15 protein-coding genes are annotated in these 16,720 nt (G+C 39.0%); 5 read left to right on the forward strand and 10 right to left on the reverse strand.

Features of this window, described 5'->3' with window-relative positions; genetic code table 11:
• Positions 1-6: 6 nt before the first annotated feature.
• The 5 genes from CUC15_RS14910 to ilvD form a co-directional block, all read right to left on the reverse strand.
• Complete coding sequence (locus CUC15_RS14910) at positions 7-1,551, reverse strand: 2-isopropylmalate synthase (RefSeq protein WP_114917421.1); 1,545 nt, start codon at positions 1,549-1,551, stop codon at positions 7-9.
• A complete protein-coding gene (ilvC, locus tag CUC15_RS14915; RefSeq protein ID WP_114917422.1) occupies positions 1,538-2,572 on the reverse strand; it encodes a ketol-acid reductoisomerase in 1,035 nt (344 codons plus the stop codon). The genes CUC15_RS14910 and ilvC overlap by 14 nt, the downstream gene beginning before the upstream one ends.
• A 268-nt stretch (positions 2,573-2,840) precedes the next feature.
• Positions 2,841-3,365, reverse strand: coding sequence for an acetolactate synthase small subunit (ilvN, locus tag CUC15_RS14920; protein WP_114917423.1), 525 nt, complete (start codon positions 3,363-3,365; stop codon positions 2,841-2,843).
• A complete protein-coding gene (ilvB, locus tag CUC15_RS14925) occupies positions 3,362-5,083 on the reverse strand; it encodes a biosynthetic-type acetolactate synthase large subunit (protein ID WP_114917424.1) in 1,722 nt (573 codons plus the stop codon). The genes ilvN and ilvB overlap by 4 nt, the downstream gene beginning before the upstream one ends.
• A gap of 898 nt (positions 5,084-5,981) precedes the next feature.
• On the reverse strand, positions 5,982-7,667 hold the full coding sequence (gene ilvD / locus CUC15_RS14930) for a dihydroxy-acid dehydratase (RefSeq protein ID WP_114917425.1): 1,686 nt from the start codon (positions 7,665-7,667) through the stop codon (positions 5,982-5,984).
• Positions 7,668-7,887: 220 nt separating this feature from the next.
• Between ilvD and CUC15_RS14935 the strand changes: the two genes are divergently transcribed.
• Both CUC15_RS14935 and serA read left to right on the forward strand, forming a co-directional pair.
• Entirely contained in the window at positions 7,888-9,048 is a 1,161-nt protein-coding gene (locus CUC15_RS14935) for a pyridoxal-phosphate-dependent aminotransferase family protein (RefSeq protein WP_114917426.1), read from the forward strand.
• Positions 9,045-10,631: a phosphoglycerate dehydrogenase gene (gene serA / locus CUC15_RS14940; RefSeq protein WP_114917427.1), complete on the forward strand. Its 1,587-nt coding sequence runs from the start codon at positions 9,045-9,047 to the stop codon at positions 10,629-10,631. The genes CUC15_RS14935 and serA overlap by 4 nt, the downstream gene beginning before the upstream one ends.
• Positions 10,632-10,685: 54 nt before the next feature.
• Here the strand turns inward: serA and CUC15_RS14945 are convergent, their stop codons facing one another.
• On the reverse strand, positions 10,686-11,465 hold the full coding sequence (locus CUC15_RS14945; protein WP_114917428.1) for an HAD family hydrolase: 780 nt from the start codon (positions 11,463-11,465) through the stop codon (positions 10,686-10,688).
• Positions 11,466-11,606: 141 nt separating this feature from the next.
• On the opposite strand from CUC15_RS14945, the gene CUC15_RS14950 reads away from it, so the two are divergent.
• Positions 11,607-12,701 carry a branched-chain amino acid aminotransferase gene (locus tag CUC15_RS14950; protein WP_114917429.1) on the forward strand — a complete coding sequence of 365 codons (1,095 nt, stop codon included), beginning with the start codon at positions 11,607-11,609 and terminating at the stop codon, positions 12,699-12,701.
• A gap of 64 nt (positions 12,702-12,765) precedes the next feature.
• Here the strand turns inward: CUC15_RS14950 and CUC15_RS14955 are convergent, their stop codons facing one another.
• Positions 12,766-12,969, reverse strand: a complete 204-nt coding sequence (locus CUC15_RS14955) for an alpha/beta-type small acid-soluble spore protein (protein ID WP_114917430.1) — start codon at positions 12,967-12,969, stop codon at positions 12,766-12,768.
• A 176-nt stretch (positions 12,970-13,145) separates the two neighbouring features.
• Here CUC15_RS14955 and CUC15_RS14960 point away from each other — a divergent pair, with 176 nt between their 5' ends.
• Positions 13,146-13,601 carry an SRPBCC family protein gene (locus tag CUC15_RS14960; RefSeq protein WP_114917431.1) on the forward strand — a complete coding sequence of 152 codons (456 nt, stop codon included), beginning with the start codon at positions 13,146-13,148 and terminating at the stop codon, positions 13,599-13,601.
• Between the two features lie 74 nt (positions 13,602-13,675).
• Here CUC15_RS14960 and CUC15_RS14965 read toward each other — a convergent pair whose 3' ends face one another.
• Positions 13,676-13,948, reverse strand: coding sequence for a hypothetical protein (locus tag CUC15_RS14965; RefSeq protein WP_114917432.1), 273 nt, complete (start codon positions 13,946-13,948; stop codon positions 13,676-13,678).
• Positions 13,949-14,146: 198 nt separating this feature from the next.
• Here CUC15_RS14965 and CUC15_RS14970 point away from each other — a divergent pair, with 198 nt between their 5' ends.
• On the forward strand, positions 14,147-15,013 hold the full coding sequence (locus CUC15_RS14970) for a YitT family protein (protein ID WP_114917433.1): 867 nt from the start codon (positions 14,147-14,149) through the stop codon (positions 15,011-15,013).
• Positions 15,014-15,114: 101 nt separating this feature from the next.
• On the opposite strand, the gene CUC15_RS14975 is transcribed toward CUC15_RS14970, so the two are convergent.
• Together CUC15_RS14975 and CUC15_RS14980 are read right to left on the reverse strand one after the other, a co-directional pair.
• Complete coding sequence (locus CUC15_RS14975) at positions 15,115-15,858, reverse strand: ABC transporter ATP-binding protein (RefSeq protein WP_114917434.1); 744 nt, start codon at positions 15,856-15,858, stop codon at positions 15,115-15,117.
• Positions 15,859-15,872: 14 nt separating this feature from the next.
• Positions 15,873-16,712, reverse strand: a complete 840-nt coding sequence (locus CUC15_RS14980; protein ID WP_205317709.1) for an ABC transporter permease — start codon at positions 16,710-16,712, stop codon at positions 15,873-15,875.
• Positions 16,713-16,720: the final 8 nt, after the last annotated feature.

A 16,720-nucleotide genomic window follows, 5' to 3' on the forward strand; every position in this document is an offset into this window, starting at 1 on the left:
ATTTCCTCAGTTCAAAACTTCTTTTTGCATCAAGGTTTGCTGCTGCACAATATAACGATTTACTGCGTTTAAAAATGCAATTGCAGAAGCTTCGAGGACATCCTGTGCGGCTCCCCGTCCATTCATTGTTTCCCCATTTACATTCAGCTGTACATAAGACTCAGCTAGCGCATCCTTTCCGCCACCTACTGAGTTAATCTGATAATCGATTAACTGTAATTCCTCATGAATTAAATTGTCTAATGTTTGATACAATGCCTCTACGCTTCCTTTACCAGTGGAAGCTGTTTGCACTGTTTCTCCTTCTGGTGTCTTCAATACGACTGTAGCTGTAGGAATATTTGTTGTACCATACTGAACTTGGAACATTTCCAACTGATACTTATTAACAGCTGCTGAATCAGTTTTAATTTCCATGATAATCGTGTAGATATCATCATCTGTTACTTCTTTTTTGTGATCTGTTAACTGTTTAAATTGGTTAAAGGCTTCCTTTAGTTGCTCATCTGTAAGCTCTACACCCAATTCTTTTATTTTATCTTTAAATGCATGGCGTCCAGAATGCTTGCCTAGGAATAATGTATTGGATGTAACGCCAACCATCTCCGGAGTGATAATTTCGTATGTTTCGACATTTTTCAAAACACCATCTTGATGGATACCAGATTCATGTGCGAATGCATTTCGACCAATTATTGCTTTATTTGCCTGTACATACATTCCAGTCAATTTCGAAACAAGGTCACTCGTACGTTTGATTTCATTTAACTGAAGTCTCGTTTCATATGGATAAAAATCAGAACGTATTTTTAAGGCTACGGCAACTTCTTCTAATGCTGCATTACCCGCACGTTCGCCAATTCCATTTATCGTTCCTTCTACTTGAGTTGCACCGTTCTCTACCGCTGCAATCGAGTTCGCAACCGCCATACCAAGATCATCATGACAATGACAGGATAATGCAACACGGTCAATATTCGGTACATTTTTTTTAATGTAACGGAACATTTTGCCGTATTCTGCCGGTGTTGCATAACCAACCGTATCAGGAAGATTAATCACCGTTGCGCCAGCATCAATCACTTGCTCAATAATTCTAGCTAAAAATGCCAAATCGGATCTCGATGCGTCTTCTGCTGACCATTCAATTTGAGGGAATTTTTGTTTCGCGTAGGTTACCATGCTAACCGCAGATTCAATTACTTGATCTGGGGTCATTACGAGTTTATCGCGCATATGAAGCTCAGATGTTGCAATAAATAAATGCAACCGTGGCTCTGCAGCACCTTTTAAAGCTTCCCATGCTGCATCAACATCTGATTTAATCGTTCTAGCAAGTCCGGTAACTGATGAATCCTTAATCGTATCAGCAATCAGTTTTACTGCATCAAAGTCACCTTTGGAGGAAGCAGGGAATCCTGCTTCCATTCTATCTACTCCAAAGCGTTCTAGCTGTCTAGCAATCTCTAACTTTTCTTGCTTATTTAAATTTACACCTGGGGACTGTTCCCCATCTCGAAGCGTTGTATCAAAGATTTTAATTTGTGACATGCTGCTTCACTTCCTTTTGTTTTGTTTGGATTGGCTGTTTTACAAAAGGCATTAAATCACGTAACTCCCTTCCAACTGTTTCGATTTGGTGTTTGTTTTCTGCTGCATTGATTGCGTTAAACTGTGGACGACCAGCTTGGTTTTCAAGAATCCAATCTTTCGCGAATTTACCAGTCTGGATATCTGTTAATACGTCCTTCATTCTTGCTTTCGTATCTTCATTAACTACGCGTGGTCCAGATACGAAGTCACCCCATTGTGCTGTATCAGAGATTGAATAGCGCATATTTTCAAGTCCACCTTCATATAGAAGATCCACGATTAATTTTAGTTCATGCATACATTCGAAGTAGGCAACTTCAGGTTGGTATCCTGCTTCTGTTAATGTTTCGAAGCCTGCTTTAACTAAGCTGGTCACACCACCGCATAATACTGCTTGCTCTCCGAATAGATCTGTTTCTGTTTCTTCCTGGAAGCTAGTTTCTAAGATTCCTGCTCTGCCTGCACCAATTCCCTGTGCATAAGCAAGTGCAAGCTTAGTAGCATTGCCAGTGTAATCTTGGTAGACACCGTATAGTGCTGGAACTCCTGCGCCAGATTCATAGGTTCTGCGTACTAAATGTCCAGGTCCTTTTGGTGCAACAAGGAATACATCGACATCTGATGGAGGTACGATTTGGCTAAAGTGAACGTTAAATCCGTGTGCGAAAACTAATGCATCTCCTGCTGCTAAATTTGGTTTTATGCTTTCTTCATAAACTTGTTTTTGGTTTTCATCTGGCAAAAGAATCATGATTACATCTGCTTCACTCACTGCTTCTGCTACTGGATAGACAGTAAAACCATCTTCCTCTGCTTTTTGCTGTGATTTACCAGCTCTAAGTCCGATAACAACGTCGTATCCACTTTCTCTTAAGTTAAGTGCATGTGCATGCCCTTGTGAACCATATCCAATTACTGCGATTTTCTTCCCTTGTAATACCTCTTTTTGAATATCTTTTTCATAAAGTACTTTTGACATATTAATCTCCCTCTCGTTTGTTAGTTTTATTGTTTTATATTTTATTGTATTTCCTAGTTATGATTAACAATCGCTCTCTGGCCAGTGCTCCGGAAATACACTCCGCTGGGAATGTGCGTGCAATGCTTTTTTATCCAGCTTTCCAAGTGCCCAAAGCGTAAATTAGACATTTTATTCTTTAAAATAGTGACAAACCATACATAAAAAGTTTGTACTCTGAAAATTGCTTAGAACATCCAAAGTTTACTAGTTAAGAAGCGAACACAACTTATATAATAGAAAATGAATTGATGTTAGTGACTTGCTGTTCTGGTTGATGCCCTCTTGTAAATGCTGTGACACCTGTTCTTGTTAAATCTTTAATTCCATATGGTCTAAGCAAGGTTATGAGTGCATCTACCTTCTCTGGTTTGCCTGTTACTTGGATGATTAGACTGTCTTTACTAATATCAATCACACTTGCACGGAATGGAGTAATTACCCCTTGTATTTCTGCACGTAATTGACTATTGCTGCTTACTTTGATAAGTGCTAATTCCCTTGCGACGATTGCATTATCGGTAATATCGGAAACCTTCAATACATCGATTTGTTTATTTAATTGTTTCGTCAGCTGCTCTAATTTCTGGCTATCACTTATTTCAACTACAAAGGTCATCTTCGAAATTCCCTCTACATCAGATGCCCCAACGGAAATGCTTTCGATATTAAATTGACGCTTTGATAGCATTCCGGTTATTCGATTTAATACCCCACTGCGGTTTTGTACAGTTGCAGTTATGATTCTTCTCATTTCTTCACCCCGATCATCTCATCTAATCCTGTACCAGACACTACCATTGGATTAACAGCGGTTAATCTTTCAACACGGCAGTCAACAACTACTGGACCATCATAGGAGAAAATATCCTTAAGCAATTCTGGAACATCTGTCTCGCTTGATACTAGCTCACCGCGAATGCCATAACTTTCTGCCAGTTTCACAAAATCGGGATTTTCAGATAATAACGATTCCGAATATCTCTCTTCATAGAAGCTTTCCTGCCATTGACGTACCATACCTAGCGCTTCGTTATTGACAATGATCACCTTCACTGGAAGGTTACGTTGTTTAATAACAGAAAGTTCTTGAAGGGTCATTTGAAATCCGCCATCCCCTACTATAGCAACTACTAATTCATTTGGTCTGCCTAATTGGGCACCAATTGCTGCAGGGAAGCCGAAGCCCATTGTTCCAAGTCCCCCAGAGGTAACCCATTTATTCGGTTTATTAAAATTATAAAATTGTGCTGCCCACATTTGATGCTGTCCAACGTCCGTTGTCACAATTGCATCGCCATTCGTAATCGTATCGATTTGCTCAATTAACCATTGTGGAGAAATTAACTTATCAGATCGTTCATACCATAACGGAAAATTCACTTTATCTTTTTGTAGTTTTTCAATCCATTCACTATGACTTTGAACGGTAATCGTACAATTTATTAATTCATTAATTGCTTCCTTCGCATCTCCAACAACCGGAATATCTGTCTTAATATTTTTACCAATTTCGGCTGGATCAATATCGATATGAGCCACCTTCGCTCTTGGAGCGAATTTCTTGATATTACCAGTCAATCGATCATCGAACCTTGCCCCAATGTTGATTAATAAATCACATTCCTGGATTGCCATATTTGCTGTATACGTTCCATGCATCCCTGCCATTCCTAAGGATAATGCATTAGATCCTGGGAAACCTCCTAAGCCAAGCAAGGTTGTTGTGACTGGTATTTGGTAATCCTCTGCCAGTGCCTTCAATTCCTCTGATGCATTAGCGAATAATACACCTGCACCTGCCAAGATTAGTGGTCTGCTAGCATGACTTAACGCCTCTGCCAGCTTCGAAATTTGTAATGCATTTGGCTTGATAGTTGGTTGATATCCAGGAAGATAAAAGTCGCTGTCATATTCATCACTTGTTAATACTTCAGAAATATTTTTTGGTATATCGATGACTACAGGTCCGGGACGTCCTGTTGAAGCAATATGAAAAGCTTCTTTGATGACTCTTGGCATATCAGCAATATTGCTTAACTGATAATTATATTTCGTTATCGGGGTTGTAATCCCGATTATATCTGCCTCTTGGAATGCATCTGTACCGATAACGCTTTTACCAACTTGACCTGTAAGAATAACGAGTGGCAAGGAATCCATCATCGCATCGGTAATGCCTGTCACTAGATTTGTTGCACCAGGACCCGAGGTAGCAATGACAACTCCTGGTTTCCCAGTGACACGAGCATATCCTTCTGCTGCATGGATTGAACCTTGCTCATGTCGTGACAGAATATGCTGAAATGGTGCCTCACTGCGATAGAGTGCATCATAAATCGGTAATACTGCACCACCCGGATACCCAAAGATTGTATCGACTTCAGCATCAACCAACGTTTGAATTAATAGATCTGCACCTGTTTTTAATTTTTTCGATGATTGTGTTTCGAGTTTTGCTTCCATCTTCATTTTTACTACCTCCTTCATTTTATCCTCTGTGAATTTCCTTCTTTACGGGAGTAATGAGTTAACAAGCTGCTGTAGTGCAGTCTTTTTGCTATAAAAAAAGACCCTACTCCCCCCATAAATCTGCATATGTCCAGAAATAATTGGGGAGAAAAGAGTCTTCTTTTCACGGTACCACCCAGGTTTACAGTATCCTTACGAATACTGCCTCATAAGGCTACCAAGTAGCCTCATTGATAACAGGTACAATAATTGCACCTGGCCAAACCTAATGGGAAAATACCGTTCAGCTTAGCACTCAGGGAAGATGTCAGAATAATATGTACTTCTAGGCTTCCAGCAACCCTAGATCTCTGTAAATACACGTTACTTATTCCTTTTATCCCGTCATCGAGTTCGTCGTTATTTTATTTTCATCCTTAAATCTTAATTGTTACTTAAATGTACGAAATTGTTTATTAAAGTATGAATGATTTCGAATACTTTATATTGCGATTAATCATATAACGTTTTCGGACGCGGGTCAATAGGTTTTTTAAAGTTTTTTGATAGTTACAACAAATTGCAATATATTGGATGCGTTTACATCGCTAATATAATAAGGTATTCGCGACTCAACAGAAAATTATTAAAAAATTGTTACAATCTGAATTTTAGTTAAAATTTGTGATTTTATTGTGTTATTGGAGTTCATCCACGAGCGTAGATATTTATTTTTCTTGATAGGTTATACGTTTTAAGTTCTTATAAAATTCTTATCGGTGATTTCATACTTTACATTAACAATACATCAGGACACTATAATTACTTCCTCCTGCTCAAAACCAAAAATATGCAATATATCGCATATCAAATAAAATAACTCCAAGTATGAACCCTTGGAGTTATTTAGAAATGTCACTTAGTCTCTATTTAAATAATCGGTTACAGCACCCCGTGATGCACTTGTAACATTATGTGCATATTTACCTAGGACGCCTTTTTTGTATAAAGGTGGAGCAACCCAGCCAGCGCGACGTTGTTCTAATTCTTCTTCTGAAACATTGAAGTTCAATAGTTTATTCTCTGAATCAACCGTTACTAAGTCACCTTCTTTTAGAAATGCAATTGGACCACCGACCTGTGCTTCAGGCGAAATATGTCCGACAACAAGTCCATGTGTACCACCTGAGAATCTACCATCTGTTAATAATGCTACTTTCTCTCCTAGGCCTTTACCTACTAGAATACTAGAAATAGATAGCATCTCTGGCATACCAGGTCCGCCTTTTGGACCAACATAACGGATTACTAGCACATCACCCTCGTTAATTTCATTTCTCATTACTGCAGCTGTTGCTTCTTCCTCAGTATCAAATACGCGTGCAGGGCCTGTGTGGACTTTTACTTTCACACCAGATACCTTCGCCACAGAACCTTCAGGAGAAAGGTTACCTTTTAGAATGATCAATGGACCATCTTTACGCTTTGGTTTATCAAGTGGAGCAATAATTTCTTGTCCTTCTTTAAGTCCCGGTGCATCACTTAAGTTTTCTGCGACAGTCTTCCCTGTTACTGTTAAACAGTCTCCATGTAAGTAGCCTGCTTCAAGCAATAACTTCATAACACCTTGTACGCCACCAACTTTAAATAAATCTTCCATTACGAATCTTCCGCTCGGCTTCAAATCTGCAAGATGCGGAACCTTCGTTTGAATTCTGGCAAAGTCATCAATCGTTAAATCAACTTCAATTGCATGGGCTATTGCAAGCAAATGAAGAATGGCATTTGTTGATCCTCCAAGTGCCATTACAACTGTAATTGCATTTTCAAATGCTTCTTTTGTCATAATATCTTTTGGATAGATTCCTTTTTCTAAAAGGTTCATTACTGCTCGTCCTGCTTCTTCAGAATCAACTGCTTTTTCCGATGATTCTGCTGGATGTGATGAGCTTCCTGGAAGACTCATACCAAGCGCTTCCACAGCAGATGCCATCGTATTTGCCGTATACATTCCACCACATGCACCAGCACCTGGACATGCAGCACATTCAATTGCATTTAATTCCGCATCTGTAATATCACCATTATTATGCTTACCAACACCTTCAAATACAGAAACAAGGTCAATATCCTTACCATTCAAATTACCAGGTGCAATTGTACCACCATATACAAATACAGAAGGAATTTCCGCATTAGCAATTGCAATCATACATCCTGGAATGTTCTTATCACATCCACCAATTGCTACAAGTCCGTCAAAGTTCTCCGCTCCGACTACTGTCTCGATTGAATCAGCTATGATATCACGACTTGGCAGGGAATAACGCATCCCTGGTGTTCCCATTGAAATTCCATCAGAAACAGTTATTGTATGGAATAAAAACGGAACTGCCCCGGCATCACGTACTCCTTCCTTCGCTCTTAAAGATAATGAACCCATATGTATGTTACATGGTGTTACTTCACTTTCCGTATCGGCAACCCCGATCATTGGTTTCTTAAAATCGTCATCTGTCAAACCGACAGCACGCAGCATGGCACGGTTTGGTGCTCGCATCGTACCATCGAATGCATTACTTTTTATCCGTAAATCTTTTGTCATAATATTTGCCACCTTCCTTTCGAACTATTATATGACTAACTTTCCAATAGTTCAATCTATTTATTCTTTTAAAAAAACTAAATCAATCATGACAATTGATAAAGCGTTTACACACTATTACAGGATAATTTACAATTAGTAAAATATACCGACAACATCTATAATACGATTATAATATATAAATCAACTATAAGTAATGAAAGCAGGGGGACGAAAAAAAATGCTAGCAGATCAACAATTATTGAGGATTCCTGGGCCTAGTCCAATCCCGCCAAGTGTAACTCGAGCAATGGGGCAACCAATGATTGGGCACCGGGCAAGTGAGACAAAAAAATTATTACAATCCATCAAACCAAGATTAAAACCGATTTTCGGTACTAATCAAGAAGTATTGATAATAGCCGGAAGTGGAACAGCAGGTTTAGAAGCTGCAGTTGTCAACACTGTTAAACCTGGTGACGAAGTACTAGTTGTAGTAACAGGGGCTTTTGGCGAACGTTTCAGTAAAATTTGCCTTGAATTTAATATTAAGGTTCATCAATTAAATGTTGATTGGGGAGAGGCTGCGAATCCAGAAGCACTAACTCAAGCACTGCGTGAGCATCCAGGTGTTTCCGTTGTCTTCACTACCTACTGCGAAACGTCAACAGGGGTACTTAATCCGATTGACAAATTAGCAAAGGTTGTCCATGAGCATTCCGACGCACTGATTGTAGTTGACGGTGTGTCCTGTGTAGCTGGTGTTGAAACAAAGATGGATGAATGGGGTATTGATGTCCTTGTTACAGGTTCTCAAAAAGCGTTTATGCTTCCTGGAGGATTAACCTTTATTGCCGCTAGCGATCGCGCTTGGAAAGTAATCGAAGACAATAATCAGCCTAGTTTTTATTTTAATTTGCAAAAATACCGCGATAGCATTAAGGAGGATTCCACACCATTTACACCTGCTACCTCTCTCTTATTCGGCTTGGATCAGGTGTTAAATCTTTTTGATGAAGAAGGATTGGAGCAAGTTTATGCAAGACATCAACTTATGAAGAATATGACAAGGGCAGCATTCAGTGCACATAATATCCCGCTCTTGACAAGTGACCAAGCAGCATCGCCTACTGTAACAGCCGTTCACCCGCAAGACTTCTCAGCAGAAGAGTTAAGAAAAGTTATCAAAGAAGAGTTTGGTCTGAGCATCGCTGGCGGACAGCAGCATCTCAAGGGGGAGATTTTCCGAATTGGTCATATGGGCTACTGCTCCATTGCTGATGTGTTACAAATCATTGGCATTATCGAACTAGGGCTAACTAAAATTGGTAAAGAAATCGATCTTGGCAAAGGAGTAAAGGCTGCCCAAGAAATTTATTTACAACAGGGGGATTTATCTTGAGTTTTAATATATTAATTAGTGATCCACTTAGTGAAGAAGGCATTTACCCGCTTCGTCAGGCAGATAATGTGAATATTGTCATGGATACTGGCTTGACCAATGAACAGCTTGAAGAGCGGATTCATGAATTTGATGCACTTTTAGTACGTAGTCAAACACAGGTTACCCGTTCACTCATTAGTAAAGCGACAAACTTGAAAATCATTGGACGTGCGGGTGTCGGCGTTGATAACATCGACCTTGATGCTGCAACCGAGTATGGAATTATCGTAGTCAATGCACCAAACGGAAATACCAATTCCGCTGCAGAGCACACGATGGCAATGCTAATGGCGTTATCGAGAAATATTCCACAAGCATACCATGCACTGAAAAATCAAAAATGGGACCGAAAGAAATATGTCGGTGTAGAGCTGAAAAACAAGACGCTTGGAATTGTTGGCCTTGGCAGAATAGGTGTAGAGGTTGCTGCAAGAGCGAAAGGACAACGAATGAACGTTGTTGCATATGATCCATTTTTAACCGAAGAGAAAGCAGAGAAATTAGGAATTGGTTACGGTACATTTGAAGAAGTAATCAAACAAGCAGATTTCATTACCGTTCACACTCCGTTATTGAAGGAAACAAGACATATGATTAACGCAGATGCTTTCTCAATAATGAAAAATGGTGTACAAATTATTAACTGTGCTCGTGGTGGAATCATTGATGAAGATGCGCTATATGATGCAATATTATCAGGAAAAGTAGCAGGCGCTGCACTAGACGTATTTGAGAAGGAACCATTTATGGATCATAAATTGCTGGAGCTTCCAGAGGTTGTTGCAACACCACATTTAGGTGCAAGCACAATAGAGGCGCAAGAAAGTGTCGCAATTGATGTTAGTCATGATGTTATTAGCTTTTTGAATGAGGATATGGTGAAAAATCCAGTCAATCTGCCATCACTGCCAAAAGAAGCACTCGCAAAAATTGAACCATACTTTGATTTAGCTGAGAAATTAGGTGCATTTTTAATCGATTTAACAAACGAAGTTGCAGAAGAGGTAAGCATCTCTTATTCTGGCGAGCTATACGATATGGATGTTTCCCCACTTACGAGAAATTTAGTGAAGGGCATTTTAAAGCGTCATCTTGGAAGTCATGTGAATGATGTAAATGCCTTATACCTTGCTGAAAGAAATGGAATTGCAATTAACGAAAATAAAACGTCTGTCTTAAAAGGATTTACAAACTTAATTAGCGTAGAAATCAAGACCAAAACAAAGCAAAGGACTGTTGCTGGAACTTTACTAAATGGCTTTGGACCACGAATTGTTAAGGTTGATAATTACCGTGTTGATGTTACACCAAAAGGACATATGGTCGTGATTCAACATATTGATCAACCCGGTGTCATCGGCAGAATGGGCAGCATGCTAGCGAAACATGATGTTAATATCGCAACGATGCAAGTTGATCGCTCTGATATTGGCGGGAATGCGATGATGATGCTAACAATTGACAAGCATTTGGAGCAGGATGCTTTAGAAGAACTGCAGAATTTAGAAGAAATCAAGGAAGTAGTTGCAATTGATCTTTAATAAGATGACATTAGAAGGAGTAATCCGCTTGAATGCAGATTACTCCTTCTTTGTTTAATAGTCTAAAATACTTCTCAGCTCAGAAAGACTCGATATCTCGTACATTGGTTCGATTGCTTCTCTTTTCCGATTATGCCGATTTAGCCATACAGATTGAATTCCAGCACGATTTGCACCGAGAATATCGGTATGCAGATTATCCCCAACCATAATTGCTTCATCTTTATCTATCGAAAGAGCTGCAAGTGCATGCTCAAAGATAGTTGGATCCGGTTTCCCTCTGCCAAAATCTCCCGAAATAATAATTTCGTCAAAATAGGGAGCCAGTTCAGCTGTAATCTCTAGCTTCAAATTTTGTAAGCTCGGCGAACCATTGGTAATTAATACTAGCTTATAATTCCCCTTTAGCTGTTCCAAAATGGTCAACGAATCTTCATAAAGAAAGGGACTCTCTTTCCTAGCCATTATAAAATAATCTGCAAGCACACTTCCAAATTCAGAATCATTAACCCCAACATCCTTCAGACCAAGGGTCCATGACTGTTCTCTATATGTTTGTGCAATTGCCTTTAATTGGCGAAATTCCTCCTGCTCATCATTGAACTCACCCCACAGACCTTCAAATGGGTTGATTCCAATCATTTGTGTAAATGAATAAACATCGTAGGATTCATATAAACGACGGGCATTCTCCCTAACCTTTTGTTCGAATTCTTCTGGATCGATTCCATGTTTTTCACTTGCAAACTTACATGTCCGCTCAAACGCAGTTTTCACACTTTTCTCATCCCAAAGCAATGTATCATCTAAATCGAATAAAATCGCTTTTATCAACGTCTTACAACTCCTCAAAGCTATTTTTTGTAAAAAGTCATAATACTAATTTAACACGAATTTTCTAAAAAGGGGCTTGCATTCAAATAATTTATCTATTATGATATATAGAAAACTTTCAGTATACGAGGAGATAGTGAGATGGAAGACCAAACGATACGAGTAGAATTAACGAACAGCAAGAAGGAAAAACCAGATGAAAACCACTTAGAATTTGGCAGAGTATTTACTGACCATATGTTCATAATGGACTATGCAGAGCCAATCGGATGGCATGATGCGCGTATTGTACCTTATCAACCCCTTGTGATTGACCCATCTTCAATGATATTTCACTATGGCCAATCTGTTTTTGAAGGATTAAAAGGATATCGTACAGAAACTGGTGATATTCAGTTATTCCGCCCTGAGAAAAATTTTCAGCGTCTAAATCATTCAAATGACCGCCTTGTCATTCCACAAATTGATGAGGAATTTGTTCTCGAAGGAATTAAGGAGCTTGTAGCTATAGACAGAGATTGGGTTCCACACACTGAAGGAACGTCTATCTACATTCGTCCGTTTATTATATCAACTGAACCATATCTTGGTGTTTCGCCATCGAAACATTTTAAATTCATCGTTATCATGTCACCTGTTGGTTCCTATTACAAAGAAGGAATTAATCCAGTAAAAATTGCAGTTGAGAATCAGTATGTTCGTGCGGTAAAAGGCGGAACAGGTGAAGCGAAAACAGGTGGTAATTATGCTTCGAGTCTAAAGGCACAGGAAATTGTTGAAAAGGAAGGCTATTCACAAGTATTATGGCTTGACGGTATGGAGCGCAAATATATTGAAGAAGTCGGAGCGATGAACGTATTCTTCAAAATTAATGGAGAAGTTGTTACACCACAATTAAACGGAAGTATTCTAGCTGGTGTCACACGAGATTCTGTTATACAATTACTAAAATATTGGGATGTTCCTGTCTCCGAACGAAGAGTATCCATGCAGGAACTATATGAAGCACATCAAAATGGAACTTTAGAAGAAGCATTTGGATCAGGTACTGCAGCTGTTATCTCTCCGATTGGAGAACTGCGCTGGAATGGTGAGCATCTTGTAATAAATAATGGGGAAATTGGCGAGCTATCACAAAAGCTATATGATACAATTACAGCGATTCAATATGGTAAAGTGGAAGATCCTTTTGACTGGATAGAAAAGGTAAATTTAAAGAGTAAAGTAAACCTTTAAAAAAAATAGGAAAAATGGTGCCTGCATGATGAGGCACCATTTTTCTTACAATACGGTATTTCACTTATTGTTGCTTTTGACCTGCCATGCTTTCTTCAGCGATTTGGATCATTCGTTTGACCATCTCGCCACCCACCGATCCGTTCTCACGCGCAGTTGTGTCAGCTCCAAGCTCTACATCGAATTCATTGGCGATTTCTTCCTTCATCTTGTTCACTGCATTTTCCGCATTAGGCACTAACAATTGATTACGATTGCCGTTAGCCATCCTGGATCACTCCTCGGGGGAATTGAACAGCATTACCTGTTCTTGCTTATCATTCGACATTGAATTTTTTTTATACTGTATTTATCGAATGTTTATGTTCTATTAACGATCCGTAACACATATATTACCTTTGTATGTCTTTTTTACTTACCAACACTACATAGGAGGAAAATAGAATGGTACATGGCTCGCATCAAGTTAGACTAGAAATGCCGATTGAAAGAATTTGGGATTTTATAAGTGATATTAATAATTGGGCCCCTCTTGTTCCAGGATATATGGAACATGAAATCATCAATGACCAGCAATCGATTTGGAAATTACACGGGGATATCGGCATGATAAAGAAAACGATCAATCTAAAAGTTGAAATCATTGAATGGAAGAAACCGAGCCATATTGCTTTTCGTATAACACGATTAAACGAAATGTGCATCGGAACTGGTTATTTTAAAGCAAAAACCTTAGCTGATTTTTCAGTAGAAATGAGCGGTTATCTGAATATCTCTGCAAAGGGAATGCTCGGACAAATGGTCAAGCCCCTCCTGAATACAATCGTTCCTGTAGTTGGCAAGGAATTCACAGAGAAAATTGCAGAAAAAATGCTGGAAAGAGAACGATTAACAGTCTGAATTCAAAGTGAAATTAGTTGCTTTGATTTTAAAGAACACGGAATAGCTAATATCCGTGTTTTTTCTTTTCTCCATTAACTGGGAAAGCGATTATTTCGGGTATCCTTGAGTAATTTTATTTCTTGTTGTAATTCAAGAAGTTGATTTCGCATATCCAGCAGCAGCATATCCTTTTCCTGTTCCTTTTGATTTGTTTTCTCTACTTCCTCCTGTTCCAATTGAATACTAATCGCCTGCGCAGTCGTGGAAATAGCACCGCCTATCAGAATAATAACACTTCCAATTAGCCCTATCTTATCAAGAATCAGAAATTGGTTTTCCTCTTGCTGATTATTATTTGTTCCCATATTTTATTCCCCTAACAATTTTCATTACTCTTATAAAATAGTTTATGATTTTCGTGATAAGAGTTTCCACCTCTTCGTAAAATCAGCCATGCTAATCCAGCACTATTAAAATAGTGCAGCAAAGAAAATCTCTATTTACTCTGATACTCCAGAATGGTACAGTAAAAGACGGTATGGTTATCTGGAGGTAAATGAAACATGAATTTTATTAAAAGCAATAAAAGTATTACTGAATATTTCTATATTATTATCGGTGCAACTTTAGTTGGCTTAGCCTACAACATATTTTTCTTACCATCCAAACTTGCTGCTGGTGGTATTTCCGGAGTGTCGACTATTTTATATGAATGGCATAGTTTTAGTCCTGCAATAACACAGCTGGTAATCAATATTCCCATATTTATTATTGGCTGGTTAACACTCGGCAAGGAATTTAGTTGGAAGACACTCGTAGGGACATTCTGGGTGCCATTCATTATCTTTCTAAGTGAAGATATTCCATTAACTGTAACAAACCCATTACTTGGTGCTCTTTATGGTGGAATCATTCTTGGTGCTGGACTTGGCATTGTTTATCGTGGAAATGGATCAACTGGAGGAACAGCCGCAATTGCTCAGATTGTTAAGAAATTCACTGGCATTTCTAGCGGTTATTCACAATTTATCGTCGATGGTATAGTGGTCGCCCTATCCATTATTGTCTTTAATTTAGAGCTTACCCTATTCGCACTTTTGGCCATTTATATATCAGGAAAAGCAATTGATTTTGTTCAATTACGGACATCTGCAACGAAACTTATTGTCATTATTACCGATGAAGAAGAAAAGGTGCAAAACCTTATTCATAACGAAATTGATCGGGGATTAACGAAGGTACGCTCTGTTGGTGGCTATTCAAATCTTGATAAAACAATGCTCTTATGTGTTGCTGAACAACCAGAAGCAGTACATTTAAAGAAATTGCTCCAAAAGGAAGTGCCAACATCATTCGTTATTTTCGTCAACGCTTCAGAAATTATGGGAAGAGGGTTCTCATTAGATAAATATTATGGACAGAAGCTTTAAGTAGTTCCGCTTCTAAAACAAAAGACCGCTTGGGTATAATTTTCAAGTGGTCTTCTCCGTTCTTAAAAAAATAGGCTGTCACCAAGTCTTTCGGTGACAGCCTATTTCAATAGTGCTCCGGTTCGATTCAAATCTAGACTTTCCAATATTTCTGTTTTTACATCTGCTAAAAGCTGACTTCCTCTCGCTCGTGGTCGCTGTTCGTTAATCCCTATCTCCTTATCGATTTCGCCAGGCTGTCCGCGTAAAATTATAATACGGTCGCATAAATAAGTCGCTTCATCGATGTCATGTGTGACAATGACGATCGTTGATTTATATGTTTTCCAGATATCAAGCAGCAAATCCTGGAGCTGCATTTTTGTAAAGGCATCCAGGGCACTGAATGGTTCATCGAGCAATAATATTTCTGGTGATGTAACTAGCGCTCGAGCAATTGCTACTCTTTGGGCCATTCCCCCAGATAATTGTTTTGGATAAAGCTTCGCACTATCAGCCAAGCCGACATTTTCTAAATACTTTTTCCCTAGTTTTTCTTTCTCGTCCTTGGTCCCCTTCAGTCCAAAAATAACATTATCAAGCACTGTCAGCCAAGGAAATAATCGAGGTTCTTGGAAGATGAAGCCAATTTCGTCTTGAATGTCTCTTGTGATTTCACCATTTACAGCTATTTCTCCATCATACTCGGAATCAAGTCCAGAGATTGCTCGAAGTATTGTGCTTTTTCCACAACCGCTCGTGCCTAATAGTCCAATGATCTCCCCTTGTTTAGCGGAAAAGGAAACATCTCTTACTGCTTGTTTTCCTGCAAATGTCCGTCCTACACTTCTTAATTCCAGGCTCATCATACATGCCTCCTTTACGATTTTACGAGTCGATCCTGCCAATGTAATGCTCGTGCTTCTATAATTTTTAATATCCAATCCGTTAATTTTCCAATCACTGCGAATAAGATAATACTCGCTAAGATTGTTTCCGGTGATAAAGTATTTTGACCAAGTACTAATAAATAACCAAGACCTTGACTTGCCCCCATTAATTCTGCAGCAACAACGAACATCCAGCCTAAACCAAGGCCGCTTCGCAAGCCGGTAAGAAATGAAGGTAGCGATGCAGGTAAAATAATTCTCGTTACGAGCTGGAAGGAGTTAAGTTTATTAATTTTTCCAACTTCTATCAGTTTCCGGTCAACACCAAGAATTCCACTAATCATATTCAAATAAACCGGAAAAAAGACACCAACCGCAATCATCGTAATTTTTGACGGCTCGCCAATTCCCATCCAAAGTATAAATAATGGTACCCATGCAAGGGAGGGAATGGAACGAAATGCCTGAATCATCGGATCAAATAACTGTTCCGCCTTTTGATAAAAACCAACAAACGAGCCAAGAACTACCGCCACAGCTGTTCCAAGCACAAATCCTGCTAGTACACGGTAAGTTGTAATTCCAATATGCCCCCATAACGAACCATCCTGTCCAAGACCAACGATGGTTCCTAATACGACAGATGGCGCAGGAAGCATGTATGCAGGGAACACCTCTAACCTACTAAGTATCTCCCAAATGATTAGGAGAATAATTGGAATGATGCTTCCTAAGACGATATGCTCCACATTCTTACTTCGTTTTAATTGTTGATCTTTTCTTTTCGATGCATGCTTCTTCGATAGGACGGTCGAGACTTCAGCTTCCATTTTTTCCA

The organism is Oceanobacillus zhaokaii (assembly GCF_003352005.1).
GTDB lineage: Bacteria > Bacillota > Bacilli > Bacillales > Amphibacillaceae > Oceanobacillus > Oceanobacillus zhaokaii.

Excerpts from the sequence above, each read along its gene's own strand:
- CUC15_RS14950 (WP_114917429.1), top strand. The coding sequence starts at position 11,607 with ATGGAAGACCAAACGATACGAGTAGAATTAACGAACAGCAAGAAGGAA.
- ilvN (WP_114917423.1), bottom strand. The coding sequence starts at position 3,365 with ATGAGAAGAATCATAACTGCAACTGTACAAAACCGCAGTGGGGTATTA.
- ilvC (WP_114917422.1), bottom strand. The coding sequence starts at position 2,572 with ATGTCAAAAGTACTTTATGAAAAAGATATTCAAAAAGAGGTATTACAA.
- CUC15_RS14975 (WP_114917434.1), bottom strand. The coding sequence starts at position 15,858 with ATGAGCCTGGAATTAAGAAGTGTAGGACGGACATTTGCAGGAAAACAA.
- ilvB (WP_114917424.1), bottom strand. The coding sequence starts at position 5,083 with ATGAAGATGGAAGCAAAACTCGAAACACAATCATCGAAAAAATTAAAA.
- CUC15_RS14935 (WP_114917426.1), top strand. The coding sequence starts at position 7,888 with ATGCTAGCAGATCAACAATTATTGAGGATTCCTGGGCCTAGTCCAATC.
- CUC15_RS14980 (WP_205317709.1), bottom strand. The coding sequence starts at position 16,712 with ATGGAAGCTGAAGTCTCGACCGTCCTATCGAAGAAGCATGCATCGAAA.
- CUC15_RS14970 (WP_114917433.1), top strand. The coding sequence starts at position 14,147 with ATGAATTTTATTAAAAGCAATAAAAGTATTACTGAATATTTCTATATT.
- CUC15_RS14960 (WP_114917431.1), top strand. The coding sequence starts at position 13,146 with ATGGTACATGGCTCGCATCAAGTTAGACTAGAAATGCCGATTGAAAGA.
- CUC15_RS14910 (WP_114917421.1), bottom strand. The coding sequence starts at position 1,551 with ATGTCACAAATTAAAATCTTTGATACAACGCTTCGAGATGGGGAACAG.
- CUC15_RS14955 (WP_114917430.1), bottom strand. The coding sequence starts at position 12,969 with ATGGCTAACGGCAATCGTAATCAATTGTTAGTGCCTAATGCGGAAAAT.
- CUC15_RS14965 (WP_114917432.1), bottom strand. The coding sequence starts at position 13,948 with ATGGGAACAAATAATAATCAGCAAGAGGAAAACCAATTTCTGATTCTT.
- ilvD (WP_114917425.1), bottom strand. The coding sequence starts at position 7,667 with ATGACAAAAGATTTACGGATAAAAAGTAATGCATTCGATGGTACGATG.